Annotated in this window: 12 protein-coding genes; 7 read left to right on the plus strand and 5 right to left on the minus strand. The window is 63.1% G+C overall.

Annotated features, from left to right (window positions below; genetic code table 11):
- Positions 1–36 precede the first annotated feature (36 nt).
- Genes deoC through cdd form a run of 5 tightly spaced genes read left to right on the plus strand, consistent with a single transcriptional unit; the run spans position 37 to position 4,662 of the window.
- Entirely contained in the window at positions 37–825 is a 789-nt protein-coding gene (gene deoC, locus DOM58_RS00060) for a deoxyribose-phosphate aldolase (RefSeq protein WP_110691291.1), read from the plus strand.
- Between the two features lie 31 nt (positions 826–856).
- On the plus strand, positions 857–2,188 hold the full coding sequence (gene deoA / locus DOM58_RS00065) for a thymidine phosphorylase (RefSeq protein ID WP_110691292.1): 1,332 nt from the start codon (positions 857–859) through the stop codon (positions 2,186–2,188).
- Positions 2,188–3,486, plus strand: coding sequence for a phosphopentomutase (locus DOM58_RS00070; protein WP_110691293.1), 1,299 nt, complete (start codon positions 2,188–2,190; stop codon positions 3,484–3,486). The genes deoA and DOM58_RS00070 overlap by 1 nt, the downstream gene beginning before the upstream one ends.
- A gap of 1 nt (position 3,487) precedes the next feature.
- Positions 3,488–4,216: a purine-nucleoside phosphorylase gene (deoD, locus tag DOM58_RS00075; protein ID WP_110691294.1), complete on the plus strand. Its 729-nt coding sequence runs from the start codon at positions 3,488–3,490 to the stop codon at positions 4,214–4,216.
- A gap of 20 nt (positions 4,217–4,236) precedes the next feature.
- Positions 4,237–4,662 carry a cytidine deaminase gene (cdd, locus tag DOM58_RS00080; RefSeq protein WP_110691495.1) on the plus strand — a complete coding sequence of 142 codons (426 nt, stop codon included), beginning with the start codon at positions 4,237–4,239 and terminating at the stop codon, positions 4,660–4,662.
- A gap of 91 nt (positions 4,663–4,753) precedes the next feature.
- On the opposite strand, the gene DOM58_RS00085 is transcribed toward cdd, so the two are convergent.
- On the minus strand, positions 4,754–4,969 hold the full coding sequence (locus DOM58_RS00085) for a DUF3820 family protein (RefSeq protein WP_075563060.1): 216 nt from the start codon (positions 4,967–4,969) through the stop codon (positions 4,754–4,756).
- 144 nt (positions 4,970–5,113) lie between these two features.
- Positions 5,114–5,443, minus strand: a complete 330-nt coding sequence (locus DOM58_RS00090; protein ID WP_110691295.1) for a DHCW motif cupin fold protein — start codon at positions 5,441–5,443, stop codon at positions 5,114–5,116.
- Between the two features lie 156 nt (positions 5,444–5,599).
- Here DOM58_RS00090 and DOM58_RS00095 point away from each other — a divergent pair, with 156 nt between their 5' ends.
- Positions 5,600–5,968, plus strand: a complete 369-nt coding sequence (locus tag DOM58_RS00095; protein ID WP_157957462.1) for a hypothetical protein — start codon at positions 5,600–5,602, stop codon at positions 5,966–5,968.
- A 591-nt stretch (positions 5,969–6,559) separates the two neighbouring features.
- Here DOM58_RS00095 and DOM58_RS00100 read toward each other — a convergent pair.
- Positions 6,560–8,800: a mechanosensitive ion channel domain-containing protein gene (locus DOM58_RS00100; protein WP_245392085.1), complete on the minus strand. Its 2,241-nt coding sequence runs from the start codon at positions 8,798–8,800 to the stop codon at positions 6,560–6,562.
- A gap of 224 nt (positions 8,801–9,024) precedes the next feature.
- Between DOM58_RS00100 and treF the strand changes: the two genes are divergently transcribed.
- On the plus strand, positions 9,025–10,581 hold the full coding sequence (treF, locus tag DOM58_RS00105) for an alpha,alpha-trehalase TreF (RefSeq protein ID WP_110691298.1): 1,557 nt from the start codon (positions 9,025–9,027) through the stop codon (positions 10,579–10,581).
- Here the strand turns inward: treF and glgB are convergent.
- Both glgB and treS read right to left on the minus strand, forming a co-directional pair.
- On the minus strand, positions 10,552–12,789 hold the full coding sequence (gene glgB / locus DOM58_RS00110) for a 1,4-alpha-glucan branching protein GlgB (protein ID WP_110691299.1): 2,238 nt from the start codon (positions 12,787–12,789) through the stop codon (positions 10,552–10,554). The genes treF and glgB overlap by 30 nt on opposite strands.
- Positions 12,786–16,151, minus strand: a complete 3,366-nt coding sequence (gene treS, locus DOM58_RS00115) for a maltose alpha-D-glucosyltransferase (protein WP_110691300.1) — start codon at positions 16,149–16,151, stop codon at positions 12,786–12,788. Before treS ends, glgB begins: the two co-directional genes overlap by 4 nt.

The raw sequence follows: 16,151 nt of genomic DNA on the forward strand, positions 1-16,151 counted from the left end.
GCCGTCGCTGCCACGCCTAACCAAGGAAACAGGACGATGAACAGTCTCAAGCACGCCGCCAGACAGGCGCTGGCGATGATGGATCTCACCTCGCTCAACGACGACGATAACGACGCCACGATCCAGGCGTTGTGCCGCCGCACCGACACCCCGCATGGCGCTCCCGCCGCGGTGTGCATCTACCCCGCCTTCATCGAGACGGCAAATCGTGAGCTGATCGACATGGGGTTGCGAAATACGGGAGTTCGCGAGCGCGTCAGAATCGCGACCGTCACCAACTTCCCCCACGGCTGCGTCAACGTCGAACGGGCCAGTCGCGAAACCCGCGCCGCGGTAGCGGCCGGCGCCGACGAGGTCGACGTGGTGTTTCCCTACAAGGCGATGATCAACGGTGATACCGAGTCGGGTCGCGCGCTGGTCACTGCCTGCCGTGACGCCTGTGGCGATCGGCTGCTCAAGGTGATTCTGGAGACCGGCGAGCTCAAGGATCCCGTACTGATTCGCCAGGCCGCGGATATTGCGCTGGAGTGCGGTGCGGATTTCCTCAAGACGTCCACCGGCAAGGTGCCGGTCAACGCGACGCTCGAGGCTGCCGAGATTCTGCTGACCGCGATTCGCGACAGCGGTCGCGATGTGGGGTTCAAGGCGGCCGGCGGTATCCGCACCGCCGAGGACGCCAAGGCTTACCTGGATCTGGCTGCGGGCATCATGGGCGAGGCGTGGCTGACGCCCGCGCATTTCCGCTTCGGCGCTTCCGGTCTGCTCGACGCGCTGCTCGCCACGCTGTCGGATGAAGACATCCAGCCGCCCACCGACGGCTACTGACAGCTTCGTTCGTTCACAGGCGGAGAACGCCATGCTGACGCAGGAAATCATTCGTCGTAAGCGCGACGGCCAGACACTCGATCGCAGGATGCTCGATCTGGTCATGCAGGGCATCGCCGATGAGCGTATCGGCGACGCACAGATCGGCGCTTTCGCCATGGCCGTCTATCTCAACGGCATGAACCGGGACGAGGCCGTGGCGCTGACCGAGTCGATCCGGGATTCCGGCCAAGTGATGCGCTGGGCCGATCTTGATCTCGACGGCCCGGTGCTTGACAAGCACTCCACCGGCGGCGTCGGCGATCTGGTTTCGCTGGTGCTGGGGCCCTGGATCGCCGCCTGTGGCGGCCATGTACCCATGGTCTCCGGGCGTGGCCTTGGCCATACCGGCGGTACGCTGGACAAACTCGAGTCGATTCCCGGCTACGACGTCACCCCGTCCGACGCCACCTTCCGCAAGCTGGTGAAAGAGGTCGGCGTGGCGATCATCGGCCAGACCGGCTCGCTGGCACCGGCCGACAAGCGCCTCTATGGCGTGCGCGACGTCACCGCCACGGTGGAGTCGATCCCGCTGATCGTCGCCTCGATCCTGGGCAAAAAGCTGGCCTGCGGTCTCGAGACCCTGGTGATGGACGTCAAGGTCGGCAGCGGCGCCTTCATGCCGACCGCAGAAGCCTCCCGCGAGCTGGCCGAGGCGATCGTCGCCATCGGCTGCGGTGCGGGGACGACAACCAGCGTGCTGCTGACCGACATGAACCAGCCGCTGGCCGACTGTGCCGGCAATTCATTGGAAGTCTTCGAAGCCCTGCGGTTGCTGCGCGGCGATGGAAAGCGGAGTCGGCTTTATCAGGTCACTCGGTCGCTGGCCCAGGAAATGCTGCTCCAGTCGGGCCTGGCCAGTGATGCCGAAGATGCGAGTAAGCGTCTGGACCTCGCTCTCGATTCCGGCGAGGCACTGGAGCGCTTCTCGCAAATGGTGCACGGTCTCGGCGGCCCAAGTGATCTGGCGGAACGCGCCGAACATCACCTTCCCACCGCACCGGTCACAGTCGATCTCGACGCTGACCAGGCAGGATTCATCAGTGCCATCGATACCCGCGGGCTCGGCCTCGCCGTGGTCGAACTGGGCGGCGGCCGGCGCAACGCGGGTGATGCCATCGATCACCGCGTCGGTCTGTCACACATCGCCGCGCTCGGCCAGCGTGTCGAACCTGGCCAACCGCTGCTTCGCATTCATGCCGCCGACCGGGCCGATGCTGAGGCGGTCACCCAGCGCCTGCGTCACGCCTTCACCTTGAGCGAGGCAGACGATGCCACCATCCCCCCGCTGATCCACGCCACCCTGCGCCAGGAGGATCTGTAATGGGCCAGACATCGAACACGCTCGCATCGAAGCGCGCCATCCTGCTGGTGCTCGACTCCTTCGGCATTGGCAACGCGCCGGATGCCGCCGACTATGGTGATTTCAGCTCGGGAGATTCCAGTTCGAGCGATGCCGGCTCGGACACGCTCGGCCACATCGCCCGCTATCGCGCCGATGCCGGCCGCCCGCTCCATCTGCCCAACCTGGCTCGTCTCGGCCTCTATCACGCCCACCGGCTGAGCACCGGCGACTGGGCGGCGGGCGTCAGCATTCCAGAAACCGTCGAAGGGGCCTACGCCTGCGCCAGCGAAATCTCCTCCGGCAAGGACACCCCCTCTGGCCATTGGGAGATCGCTGGCGTTCCGGCGCTGTTCGAGTGGGGCTATTTTCTCGATCGCGAGAACAGCTTCCCGCCCGAACTGCTGGAAGCCCTGATCGAGCAAGCCGATCTGCCCGGCGTACTCGGCAACTGCCAAGCGTCGGGCATGCCGATCCTCGAAGCGCTGGGGGAGACGCATATCGAGAGCGGCAAGCCGATCGTCTACACCTCGGCGGATTCGGTGTTCCAGATCGCTGCGCACGAAACACACTACGGTCTCGAGCAGCTCTATGCGCTCTGCGAAATCGCCCGCGAACTGCTGATGCCCTACAACATCGGACGCGTCATTGCCCGACCGTTCATCGGCGAAACGTCGGAAACCTTCGAGCGCACCGGCAATCGACGCGACTACGCCATCGAACCGCCAAGTCCGACCGTGCTGCAGAAACTGCATGACAGCGGCGGCACGGTGCTCGGGGTGGGCAAGATAGGCGATATCTACGCCCACTGCGGCGTCAGCGAGGTGCGCAAGGCGCACGGTTTTGAGGCACTGTTCGACGCCACGCTAGACGCCATCGATGACGCCGGCGACCAGACGCTGGTGATGACCAACTTCGTCGATTTCGACACGCTCTATGGTCATCGCCGCGACCCGGAAGGTTACGCCGACGCGCTGGAGGCATTCGACCAGCGACTACCGGAAGTGCTCGCCAAGCTCGAGCCGGGCGACCTATTGATCCTGACCGCCGATCACGGCAACGACCCCACCTGGCGCGGCACCGATCACACCCGCGAACAGGTACCGGTTCTGATGGCCGGTAACGTCATCGCTCCCGGCGATTACGGCCGCCGCGACACCTATGCCGACATCGGCCAGACGCTGGCCGACCATTTCACCCTAAGCGAGATGGAATACGGCCGATCGATGTTGAAGGAACGCACAATGGCGAAAGACAGCCCCCAGAACGGAGACGAATGAGATGGCCACGCCGCATATCGAAGCCCAGTCAGGCGACTTCGCCGATACCGTGTTGATGCCCGGCGACCCGCTGCGCGCCCAGTTCATCGCCGAGACGTTCCTGGAAGACGTCGAATGCGTCAATCGCGTGCGCAACATGCTCGGTTTCACCGGCACCTATCGGGGCCGCAAGGTCTCCGTCATGGGTAGCGGCATGGGGATTCCCTCGATCTCGATCTACGCCAAGGAGCTGATCACCGAGTACGGCGTCAAACGCCTGGTCCGCGTCGGCTCCTGCGGTGCGGTGCGTGATGACGTCGCGGTCAACGACATCGTCGTCGGCATGGGCGCCTGCACCGATTCCGGCGTCAATCGCACCCGCTTCGGCGGTCACGATTTCGCCGCCATTGCCGATTTCGATCTCACCCGCCATGCGGCGGATGCCGCTCGCGAACGCGGCACGCCCGTGAAAGTCGGCAACCTGTTCTCGGCGGATCTGTTCTACACCCCGGATGGCGACTTCTTCCAGACCATGAAACGCCACGGCATTCTCGGCGTCGAAATGGAAGCCGCCGGGCTCTACGGCGTCGCCGCCGAATTCGGCGCCCGCGCCCTGACGGTGTGCACCGTTTCCGACCATATCCTAAAAGGCGAAGCGCTCGACTCACAGGCTCGCCAGACCGGCTTTTCCGAGATGATGGCGATCACGCTGGAAGGGCTGTTGCGAGACGACCAGGAGGCAAATCGATGAGCACGACCCTGCACCAATCCATGAACGACACCCCGGTTCCCGACGAGATCCGCCAGGCCGCGCTGAAAGTGCGCGACAACGCCTACGTGCCCTACTCCGATCACCCGGTCGGCGCCGTGTTGATCAGCGAAAGCGGCAAAACTTATACCGGCTGCAACGTCGAAAGTGCCAACTACAAAGGCCTCTGCGCCGAAGCCAGCGCCATCGCCGGGCTGGTCTCCAGCGGCGAGCGCCAGATCCGCACGATCTACGTCATCGGCCCCGGCGAACATCTCTGCACGCCCTGCGGTGACTGCCGCCAGCGCATCCGCGAATTCGCAACGCCCGCGACCGAGGTCATCGTGCTCGACGGCGACGGCGCCCCACTCAAGCACTACACCATGGACGAGCTGCTGCCCGACTCCTTCGGCCCGGAAAATCTGAACAAGAGCTCGGGGATGCGCTGAGCCTTGAGTGCGAACGTGACTTTCCGTGCGGACGTCATGTCGGAGCAAGGCGTGATGTGTAAGTCGCTGGAAGTTTAAAGAGCAGTCTGATTCACCTCGAAGACCGCAACGGCTCCAGTAATGGCGAGAGCCCGTTGTGGTCGATCTCCTGCATCAGCGCCAGCAAGTGCCCGATTTCTCCATTGGGAAAGCCTTCCCGGGCGAACCAGTTGAGATAAGGGCCAGGTAGATCGGCGATCAACCATCCTTCGTACTTGCCGAACGGCATCTTGCGGCTGACCAGTTTCTTGAGGTCTTCAGGCTCCATCTCGGTTCCTTGGCATGGACTCGGCGCTCTATTCTACAGTGCGTGTCTCTGCACGGCCGCTTCTCGCGGCAGATACCCGAACACCGACACCTCACCGAGCCGATGCGCGCGTTCCGACAGTGGGTGCTAGGCTGAGTGCTGCAGTCAGTCAACGATGAAAAGCTTGGCACCGATTTCCGTCGAGGAACGATGCGCTTCTGCTTGATCGGCGACCTGATAGCTCTGGCCCGGGGCAAGACGAAAAATTCGACCATCTTCCAGCTCGGTGACGAGCTCACCCTCGAGACACAGCAGAATATGGCCCTTCGAGCACCAGTGATCAGCAAGGTAGCCTGGCGTGTATTCGACGATGCGAACACGCAACGCGCCGAAATGCCGAGTTCGCCACAACGCTTTCCCGGCTTCACCGGGATGCTCGGTCGGAACGATCGTCGACCAGTCGGTCGTCCCGAAAGGGATGTCATTGAGCTGCATGAGTTCTGTCTCGTGAAAGCGGGGAAACTCCACGATGCCATAGGGAGACCATGGCGTCTCGCGAATAGCCTCGTCACGCGAAATGACTGACAAATCTCGAGCTATTTATGTCTTCACGACCTGCAGGAGCATGGACAATCATTGAGGGGAACCTACATGACCATCACCATTAGGAAGTGGATGCGACATCACACCGTCAAACAGCTGGCTCGGCTGTTGCTGGAGCCTTGCGATCCGGCCAAGGGGCAGGTGCCCTCTGCGACCGTCACTAGTGATCTGCAGTCGCTTCCTTTACAGGAACGCCACCGCATCGATCTGCTAGTCGCCCGCACCAAGCGTATCCGGGGTCTGCGCGCGCATCGCCGGCTACCTTTTTTCCTGCGCCCTGTCATCGCCGTGCGCTGGGGCTGTTTCAACACGCTCGGTCCAGAGCTCGCGCCGCTGGCCTGGCTGACGCGCGACTACGTGCGAAACGTACCCGCTGCCATTTCATCCAGGACGTCGCGCGCGATATTTTCTCGATAAAAGCAACGCGAAACACTTTGTGTGCAGCCGAAACGTCAAAACCGGCAGTTCAAAGCTGCCGGTTTCTTGTTACCACTACACAACTGGGGTGGATCAGAATCTATCTTCGATACCCGTCTCGTGTGATCGGGTCTGTTGGCCCGGACGCTCATACGGTTGCCACGGTGCCTTGTCGCTACTGCAAAGTTGGAGTGCGATGAACAGACCAAAAGCGGAAAAGGCGATGACGATATAACCCAAACTGAGCAGACTCATTGCGTACCCCACGTATCGACATCGTTATCCTCACTGAGTCGCGACGTCATCAAATTCAACGTGTGGAGATCCTTTCCACTTACTTAACGGTACAACTCTACTACAACCTTACAGAACCAATGCTTACCCTTTAGTGGTTAAGACTAACGGCCAAGCTGGCTTGGAATTTTAAAACCTGTGATTCAAGCCGATATTTCTCTAAACCAGCGACAACGAGCCGGTAAACATTGGCTGCAGCCGAGGCTTAGAAGTCGTCATGGCTGGCTCTGTACATTGCAGCCTCAAGCGTCCGATCATTCCGAACGATCAGTGAAGTGGCCCTGATCGCCGACGCCCCTACTGCGGATCCGGTGCGCCCGGTGCCGTCACCGGCTCCCTCGGCCCTGTACCGCCGGCAGTCATTGGCGTCTGCTCCATCACCACGCTCATTCTCGGCACGGCGAGGTCGATGCCCTGCTCGTCGAAACGCTGCTTCAGGCGCAGGTTGAACGCGCGGGCCACGTCCCACTGCATGATCGGCGCGGTACGCATGCGAACTCGCAGAATGGCGGCACCGGCGTCGAAACTCTCGATACCCTGAACCTCCAGCGCCGACCAGATGTGATGACGCATCATCGGATCGTTGCGCAGATCCTCGGCAATCCCGCGCACGATCTCGATCGCCTCGTCGATCTTCATGTGATGGGCAATACGGATCCGCATCAATGCGATACCGAACTCTCTCGAGTAGTTCTGAATGCCCTGGATCTGACTGAAGGGGATGATATGCACGATGCCATCCAGGTCGCGCAACTTGACGGTGCGAATGCTCAACGCCTCGACCGTGCCCATGTGCGTTCCCAGATTGACGAAATCGTCGATCGCCAGTGAATCCTCGATCAGGATGAACAGCCCGGTAATGAGGTCCTGAACCAGGGTCTGGGCGCCGAAACCGACCGCCAGACCGATGACGCCGGCACCTGCCAGTAGCGGTGTGACGTTAACGCCCAGATTGGCCAGCGCGATGATCACCGCGATCACCGCGATGGTCACGAACACGGTATTACGCAGCAGCGGTGTGATGGTCTGGGCACGCGCGCTGGCATTGACCCGACGGCCATGGCGGCGGCTGCTTCGCAGCAAGGCATGCTTGATCGCGGTGTCGGCCAGAATCCAGATCAGCCAGGCGAGCAGGAAGGTCACCCCCAGCCCGAGCACCCCCTTGGCGATCTGCTGACTGATTCCCGCCGAGCTGCCCACGGCCCACAGCGACGAGCCCCAGACTCGCATCGCAAGCTCGGCGAAGACCAGCCAGCTCAGCAGATGCGCCAGCGTAAAGCCGAAACGCGCCAAGCGCGCCATGTACTCGGACGGGGGCTTATCGCGCACATTCTCGCTACGCCGGTGAATCAGCCCGGTGACCACCAGGGTCGCGATCATGGCCCCCGCGGTAATCACCGCCCGGAAGAAGGCACTCCGCGAATCCTCCGCCGACATGATCATGGCGATCAGCGAAACCGCTACCATGATCAGAATCGGAATATGCCAGATTCGACTGAAGACCCGAATCAGCTCCGTGGTCGCGCGACGCTCCTGACGCTGTGAATAGGGCCGGTTGCGAATCAGATGGCGCATGGGCCGACGGAACACCAGAACGAAGACGCCCAGCAATACGGCTGCGCAGGCATTGGCGAGTAGCGATAGGAATGCCGTCAGCCCCTCACCCAGCGGCCCTACCAGGGCCTCGGCATTGGCTGCGTCTCCCAGTGCGACCAGCGCGCCGAGGGCGAATAGCCAGCGAGCGCCGCGACGACGCAGAATGCGCAGTGCGGTATGGCGGTGGCCACTACCGAACAGCGAGAAGACGATTTCACAGATGGATGAGAAGACCGCGCCGCAGAGCGTGGCATAGGCCGCTACCATGGCCAGCGTGCTACCGACCGAACCGGTGGCAAGCTGATGAACGGTCGTCAACGCCACGCCAAAACCGATGGCTAGCGGCACCACGCGCCGGATGATATGGCGAACCAGCATCCAGGTCGTGGGTTCCGGAGGCAGATGCCACATCAGCCCCAATAGCCCCACGCCCCAACGCCACAGCATGGCGAGAACCCCGGTGACGCCGACCCACAGCGCAGTGACCCACAGCAGATCGAGGAAGATCGTCGTCAACCGTTCGCGATCGCTCAACCCCGAGATATCGCTGCCGGCCTGTTCCGCTTTCGCCGACCAGTAACGGATCGGGTTGTCGAGACCGTCCGTCTCCAACGATGAAAACGACTGCGCCAGCGCACCGAGCAGTCCATCCGAGCTCTCCTTCCCTGCATCGACCGCCGTGGCGTCACGCAGCTGCCTGAGATGGTCGAGCAGCGCCTGGCGCTGATCGCTGTCGTCGAGCGTGGCGATGATTTGATCGAGCGAAGCGCGCAGCTCTTGTGGCGACGGGGTCGGGGCCGAACTCGTCCCGCTGGCCAGACCGCCACCGCTCACCAGTGATGACAAGGACTGCGCCGATGCCGGAAGACTGACCATGAACGTCGAAGTCACCAATATCAGGGTCAGTACCCACATCCATCCCCACTGTCTCAATCCGCTCACGTTGACTCCTGTCTGCGCTCCTATCGAGTCTTCGATAGCTTGTCGCCGACATCATGCTATCCAAGGCCGCCGGCGACAACGCCAAGCTGGCTTTGAGCCTTAAAGCGAAGCGGTTCACACTAGCGGAACCTAGTACCGGTAGACGGCGGTCTACTGTGGCAGTATGACGCCTCATTCCGTACGGTTTCGTCACCGACAACCACTCCTTATCCAGGAAAACCGGCATGCTCGACAGTCCTCAGACGAGGTCCGAAAACGCTGACTTTCGGGACGAAGCAGCAATCACCCCTTACGACCACTACGGCGAGTTGTTCGAGGCCGTCGCTCTCGCGCATATCTTTCCTGACTCCAAAACCTTCGCCGACGCCATACCTCGGCAGCCACCCGAGCAGATCATGGAAGCGTATGAGCAGCAGCGCAGCCAGCCAGGATTCGACCTCGGGGCCTTCGTGGCCGATCACTTCTACAGCGACGTCCTCCCCGGCAAGGGTTACGAATCCCGGCCCGAGCACGATCTGATCACCCACATCGACAACCTGTGGCCGGTGCTCACGCGCAATTCGCGTCAGCATCCGCGCTGGTCCTCGCTGTTGGCGCTTTGTGAGGACTATGTCGTTCCCGGCGGGCGCTTTCGCGAGTACTACTACTGGGATTCCTATTTCATCATGCTGGGCCTGGCGGCCAGCGGTGAAAATCACCTGGTGCGCGCCGTCACCGACAATTGCGCCGCTCTCATCCAGCGCCACGGTCATATGCCCAACGGCAATCGCAGCTACTACCTGAGCCGTTCGCAACCGCCGCTGTTCTCGATGATGGTCGAGTTGACCGAACGCCAGGGGCTGCGCGACGCCATCGACTACCTGCCGCAGCTGGAACAGGAGTATGCGTTCTGGATGGACGGCGAAGAAACATTGGCGCCCGGCGAGAGCCACCGGCGCTGTGTGCGCCTCAGCGAGGAACACTGGCTGAATCGTCATTGGGACGATCGCACCACGCCTCGAGAAGAGTCGTTTCGCGAGGATCTGGAGCTGGCGGGCATCTCCCGCCGCCACGCGGAAGCGCTGTTTCGCGATCTCCGCGCCGGTGCGGAAAGCGGCTGGGATTTCAGCGGTCGCTGGCTGGACGATGTGCAGGACCTGAGCTCGATTCGTACCACCCACTTCGTCACCCCGGAACTCAACGCGCTGCTCTTTCACCTCGAGCAGACCCTGAGCCGGCTGCACGCCGCCGTCGGCGACGACAGCAAGGCAGGAGACTTTCGCCACCGGGCACTACGGCGACGCGACGCGATGGATCACTACCTGTGGAGCGATTCGAGAGGCGCCTATTATGACTACGACTTCACGCGTGGGAGAAGCAGCGTCCACCTGACCGCGGCCTGCGTCGTACCGTTGTTCGTGGGCGCGGCCTCCGATGCCCAGGCGGAGCGGGTTGCCAATATCGTTGCCAACCGACTCCTTGCACCGGGCGGCCTCGTCACCACCGAAATCACCGACAGCAACGAGCAATGGGACCATCCCAACGGTTGGGCGCCGCTGCAATGGATGGCGATCGAGGGCCTGCGAACCTACGGTTTCACCGAGCTTGCGGACGATATCGCCGATCGCTGGCTGGCGCTGGTCGAGGATCTCTATCGCCGCGAGCGCAAGCTGGTGGAAAAATATGTCCTCTACCCTGGAGCGGACTTCGCAATCGGCGGCGAATATCCGCTGCAGGATGGCTTTGGCTGGACCAATGGCGTGACCCGGGCGCTACTCGCTCAGCGCGCTGGGCACCAGTAACACCACGCCCAATGGGGGCAATGTCAGCGACACGCTGGCCGTCTGGCCGTGCAGCGGCGTGTCGAGGGCCTCGACTCGGCCTACGTTGCCAAGATTGGATCCACCGTAGCGCTCGGCATCGCTGTTGAAAATCTCCTCCCAAGCGCCCATCACCGGGACGCCGAGCCGATAATCGTAGCGCGGCAGTGGGGTCATGTTGGCGACCACCAGCAGCGGCTCGCCGACCCGATTCCAGCGCAGCCAGGCAAATACGCTATTGGTGCTGTCGTCGCCGACCACCCAGGAGAAGCCTTCGGGCTCTGTGTCGCGCTGATGCAGCGGCGTCTTTTCCTGATAAAGCCGGTTGAGGTCGCCGACCAGGCTCTGGATGCCGGCATGATGCGCTTCGCCGAGCAGCGACCAGTCCAGCTCGCGATCGTGGCTCCACTCGCGCCACTGGCCGAACTCGCAGCCCATGAACAGGAGCTTCTTGCCGGGTTGGGTCCACATGATCGAGAGATAGGCGCGCAGGTTGGCGTACTGCTGCCACTCGTCGCCCGGCATCTTGCCGATCAGCGAACCCTTGCCGTGCACCACCTCATCGTGGGAGATAGGCAACACGTACTTCTCGGAGAACGCATAAACCATCGGAAAGGTCAGCTCGTGATGGGCGTACGAGCGATAGACCGGATCCTTGGCGGCGTACTCCAGGGTGTCGTGCATCCAGCCCATGTTCCACTTGTAGGCAAAGCCCAGGCCGCCTTCCGAGGTCGGCTGAGTGACGCCCGGCCAGGCAGTGGACTCTTCGGCAATCACCGAAGCGCCCGGCACCTCTTCGGCGACCACGTCGTTGAGGTGGCGCAAGAACTCGATCGCCTCGAGATTCTCCTGTCCGCCGTAGCGGTTGGGAATCCACTCCCCTTCCTTGCGCGAGTAGTTGCGGTAGAGCATCGACGCCACCGCATCGACGCGCAGCGCGTCGACATGATAGTGACGCAGCCAGTGCAGTGCCGAAGCCAGCATGAACCCATGCACCTCGCGCCGGCCCAGGTTATAGATGTAGGTATCCCAGTCCTGGTGGAAGCCCTCGAACGGATGCTCGTATTCGTAGAGCGCGGTGCCGTCGAAGCGTGCCAGACCGTGCGCATCGGTAGGGAAATGTGCCGGTACCCAGTCGAGAATCACCCCCAGCCCTGCCTGATGACAGGCGTCCACGAAATAGGCGAAGTCCTCGGGTTTGCCGAAACGCCCACTGGGGGCGAACTGACTCAGTGGCTGATAGCCCCAGGAGCCACCGAACGGGTGCTCCATGATCGGCAGCAGCTCGACGTGGGTGAAGCCCATCTCGAGCACGTAGGGAATCAGATGCTCGGCCAGATCGCGCCAGCTGTAGGTGAGGCCGTCGTGCCCGCCGTGCTTGCGCCAGGAGGCCGCGTGGACTTCGTAAGCGGAGATCGGCCGGTCGGGCGCCTGGCGTTTGCCGCGCTGGGCGATCCACTCGGCGTCATGCCAGGTGAATGGCGTGGTGTCGGCGACTACCGATGACGTGTGCGGTGGTGTCTCGGTGGCCAGCGCCACCGGGTCGGCCTTGAGCGCGATGGCGCCATGCGCGTCGAGAATCTCGTACTTGTACGCTTCGCCCGGCCCCAGCCGAGGCAGGAACAGCTCCCAGACCCCGGCGGGGTGGCGCAGGCGCATCACATGCCGACGACCGTCCCAGGCGTTGAAATGACCCACCACCGAGACGCGCCGGGCATTCGGCGCCCACACGGCGAAGCGCACCCCGGACACGCCGTCGACCTCCATCGGCTGGGCGCCCAAACAGTGGCCTAGATTGCGGTGATTGCCCTCGCCGAGCAGATACAGATCCATCTCGCCGAGCAGCAGATCAAAGGAATAGGGATCCTCGGTCTGCTGCTCGCCGCCCGACCAGCGGATGCGCAAGGTGTAAGGAGCGACATGCGGCAGGCGACCCGCGAAAAGCCCCGGAACCTGGATGCCGGTCAGGCTGCAACGTGGCTCGCCGGTATCCCGGTCGAGCACGTCCACGCCCAGCGCACCGGGCAGATAGACGCGCAGCAGACGGGCTTCCGCGCTCTCGCCGCCGAAGGCATGCACGCCGAGTAGGGAAAACGGGTTGCCGTGTCTACCCCGAACCAGCGCTTCGGCATCGTCGGGGGACAACCAGAGGGCATCGTCATTGACGGTAGTGACGTTCAGATCGGTCATATGCCCCTCTCATGTGCAGTTGATGTCATGGATAGCTGGTCGACGACGGCTGCCAGGCCGCGCAGCGGCACGCCCAGCCAGGCGGGGCGATTGGCGGCTTCGTAGGCAATCTCGTAGACCGTCTTCTCCAGCACGAACAGGTCCAGCGCGGCACCGGCATCTTCCGCCGCAGTCCAGCGATGGGCGATATCGGCGCTGCTCTGCCAATAGGCGTCGAGGAAGGCGCGTCGGCTGGCCAGCAGATAACGTTCGCCGACCCCCTGGGCCACCTCGATCGCGCTTTCTTCACCGGGCTTGCCGACAGCGGCTTCGTCGAGCTTGGCGCCGGCATAGTCGAAGGAGCGCAGCATGCCGGCGACATCGCGCAGCGGGCTGTCCTTGGCACGCCGCTCGGCCAGCGAGCGGGCGGGCTCGCCCTCGAAATCGATGAGGTAGGCATCGCCGTGGGCGACCAGCACCTGGCCGAGATGCAGATCGCCATGGACGCGAGTCAGCAGACTGCCCCGGGCCCGCTGCGCCAGCGGCTCGACGGCCGCCAGCAAAGCCGTTCGCTGGGCCAGCACCCGCTCGATCCGCTCCTGATCGGCCTCGTCGGCATCGATCCGGTGGCGCTCCAGCAGCTCGAGCGCTGTCTCGAGTTGCTCGCGGACGCGCTGCGACCAGGCGGCCACGTGCGTGTCGTCGGCCAGCTCCGGCGCGAAGTCGGCATCATCACTTGGCGACGCCAGCGCTTGGTGCAATTCGCCCAGGCGCTGCCCCAAGGTGGTGGCGAACGCCTCGAGCTCGTCCAGCGCGCTGTAGCCGCTCTCCTCGGCGTTCGGCACGCTCTCCTCGCCCGCCTCGCGAATCGCCCGCTCCAGCGCGCTGCGCGTCCACGACCAGGCATCGCCCTGATTGGCGATGAAGCCCTGCACCAGCATCAGGGTCTGGGAGTCGCCATCGGCATTGCGGCGCGCCACCTCGCCGTAAAGCGGCGGTACGTTGGCAAACCCCTGCTCGCTCAGGTAGCGGCTGATCTCGGCCTCGGGATGCAGGCCCGGCTCCAGACGGCGGAACAGCTTGAGCACGACCTGGTGGCCGATGATCACCGAGCTGTTGGACTGCTCGGCGTTGCTGTAGGCGACGTCGACGTCCTCCGGCAATTCCAGTTCGCTCAATGCCGGTGTCGGCATAAAGCGAATCTCGCCGTCAGCGCACGGCAGGTTCGCCCCGCCACGCAGCAGATCGAGGATGCGCAGGGTAAAGGCGTCCAGCGCCAGCGCGTCGGTCAATAGCCCGACATCGCGGCCGTGTCTTACCCGCGCCAGGGCCAGCTGCTGGGCCATGGCGCCGCTGCGGTCGTCCTCGCCGAGAAAGCCCAGCGGCAACAGGTAGCGATCGGTGCCCTGGGAGTGCTGTACTTCGAGTTCGCTCAACAGCATGGCGTGCCGGGTGTCCTCGATACGCACGGCATACAAAAGCTTCACCCGGTCGAGGCGTGCCTGCTTGGCGGCAAACCAGCGACGCTTGGGCAGATACTTGGGCAGCGCCTCGTTCTCCAGCATGTCACGCGACGGGGAGTCGAGAATCTCCTCGAGCTCACGCTTGATGATCAGCGTGACGTAGTCCGGCATCGCTTCGGGGGCCGGCACGTGCCAGGCAGGCATCGCGGTTTCAGGCGCCAGCAGGAACCAGTAGAAGCCGTAGGGTGGCAACGTCAGCAGATAAGGCAGCTTGCCGATCGGCGGGAAGGCGCTACCGCCGACCATCTCCACCGGCACCTGACCGACGAACGCCGACAGGTCGAGCTCCACCGCCTGGGCATTGCGTGCCACGTTGGCCACGCACAGCAGCACTTCGCTGTCGCCGTTGTCCAGCACCAGTTCACGCAGATAGGCCAGGATATGGCGGTTGCTGGGATACAGCGGCCGCATGGTGCCGCGGCTGAACACGCGATGCTGGCCGCGCACCTCGAGCAGCCGACGCATGCTGTTGAGCAGCGAATGCGGGTCGCGAGTCTGGGCCTCGACATTGACCGACTGGAAGCCGTAGAGCGGGTCCATGATCGCCGGCAGCACCAGCTTGGCCGGATCGACCCGCGAGAAGCCGCCGTTGCGATCCATCGACCACTGCATCGGTGTGCGGACGCCATCGCGATCGCCCAGGTAAATGTTGTCGCCCATGCCGATCTCGTCGCCGTAATAGAGCACCGGCGTGCCCGGCATCGACAGCAGCAGGCTGTTGAGCAGCTCGATGCGACGCCGGTCGCGCTCGAGCAGCGGTGCCAGGCGGCGGCGAATGCCCATGTTGATGCGCGCACGGCGATCGACGGCGTAATGGTTCCAGAGATAGTCGCGCTCCTTGTCGGTGACCATCTCCAGGGTCAGCTCGTCGTGGTTGCGCAGGAAAATCGCCCACTGGCAGTTGGGCGGAATTTCCGGGGTCTGGCGCAGAATGTCGGTGATCGGAAAGCGGTCTTCCTGAGCCAGCGCCATGTACATCCGCGGCATCAGCGGGAAGTGGAACGCCATGTGGCATTCGTCGCCTTCGCCGTTCTCGTTGCCGCCGAAATAGGGCCGCGTGTCCTCCGGCCACTGGTTGGCCTCGGCCAGCAGCATGCGGTCGGGATAGCGCTCATCGAGCGCCGCGCGGATCTTCTTGAGGACCACGTGGGTCTCATCGAGGTTCTCGTTGTTGGTGCCCTCGCGCTCGACCAGATAGGGAATCGCATCCAGGCGCAGCCCGTCGACGCCCATGTCCAGCCAGTACGCCATCACCTCGAGCACTTCCTCGAGCACCTGCGGATTGTCGAAGTTCAGATCCGGCTGGTGCGAATAGAAACGGTGCCAGAAGTAGGCATTGGCCACCGGATCCCAGGTCCAGTTGGACGACTCGGTATCGAGAAAGATGATTCGCGTACCGGGGTATTTCTGGTCGGTGTCCGACCACACGTAGAAGTCGCGCTCCGGCGAACCCGGCGGCGCCCGGCGAGCGCGCTGAAACCATTCGTGCTGATCCGAGGTGTGGTTGATGACAAGCTCGGTGATCACTCGCAGGCCGCGCTGATGCGCCTCCTGGATAAAGCGCTGGGCGTCCTCGAGGGTGCCGTAGTCGGGGCTGACCCCGGTGTACTCGGCGATATCGTAGCCGTCGTCGCGCCGCGGCGAGGGATAGAACGGCAGGATCCAGATCGTGTTGACTCCGAGGCTCACGATGTAATCGAGCTTCTCGATCAGGCCCTGGAAATCGCCGATCCCGTCATCGTTGGCATCGAAGAACGATTTGACGTGTACCTGGTAAATGACCGCGTCCTTGTACCACAACGGATCGTCGAGAAAATCGATGGTCTCGACGGCGTGCGACTCGCTGCTGGCATCCATCAT

Origin of the sequence: Salinicola halophyticus (assembly GCF_003206695.1) — a bacterium.
In the GTDB taxonomy this organism is placed as follows: domain Bacteria; phylum Pseudomonadota; class Gammaproteobacteria; order Pseudomonadales; family Halomonadaceae; genus Salinicola; species Salinicola halophyticus.

Bases quoted from the DNA above. Each gene is read 5' to 3' on its own strand.
- deoC (WP_110691291.1), top strand. From the start codon at position 37: ATGAACAGTCTCAAGCACGCCGCCAGACAGGCGCTGGCGATGATGGAT.
- deoA (WP_110691292.1), top strand. From the start codon at position 857: ATGCTGACGCAGGAAATCATTCGTCGTAAGCGCGACGGCCAGACACTC.
- DOM58_RS00070 (WP_110691293.1), top strand. From the start codon at position 2,188: ATGGGCCAGACATCGAACACGCTCGCATCGAAGCGCGCCATCCTGCTG.
- deoD (WP_110691294.1), top strand. From the start codon at position 3,488: ATGGCCACGCCGCATATCGAAGCCCAGTCAGGCGACTTCGCCGATACC.
- cdd (WP_110691495.1), top strand. From the start codon at position 4,237: ATGAACGACACCCCGGTTCCCGACGAGATCCGCCAGGCCGCGCTGAAA.
- DOM58_RS00085 (WP_075563060.1), bottom strand. From the start codon at position 4,969: ATGGAGCCTGAAGACCTCAAGAAACTGGTCAGCCGCAAGATGCCGTTC.
- DOM58_RS00090 (WP_110691295.1), bottom strand. From the start codon at position 5,443: ATGCAGCTCAATGACATCCCTTTCGGGACGACCGACTGGTCGACGATC.
- DOM58_RS00095 (WP_157957462.1), top strand. From the start codon at position 5,600: ATGACCATCACCATTAGGAAGTGGATGCGACATCACACCGTCAAACAG.
- treF (WP_110691298.1), top strand. From the start codon at position 9,025: ATGCTCGACAGTCCTCAGACGAGGTCCGAAAACGCTGACTTTCGGGAC.
- glgB (WP_110691299.1), bottom strand. From the start codon at position 12,789: ATGACCGATCTGAACGTCACTACCGTCAATGACGATGCCCTCTGGTTG.
- treS (WP_110691300.1), bottom strand. From the start codon at position 16,151: ATGATGGATGCCAGCAGCGAGTCGCACGCCGTCGAGACCATCGATTTT.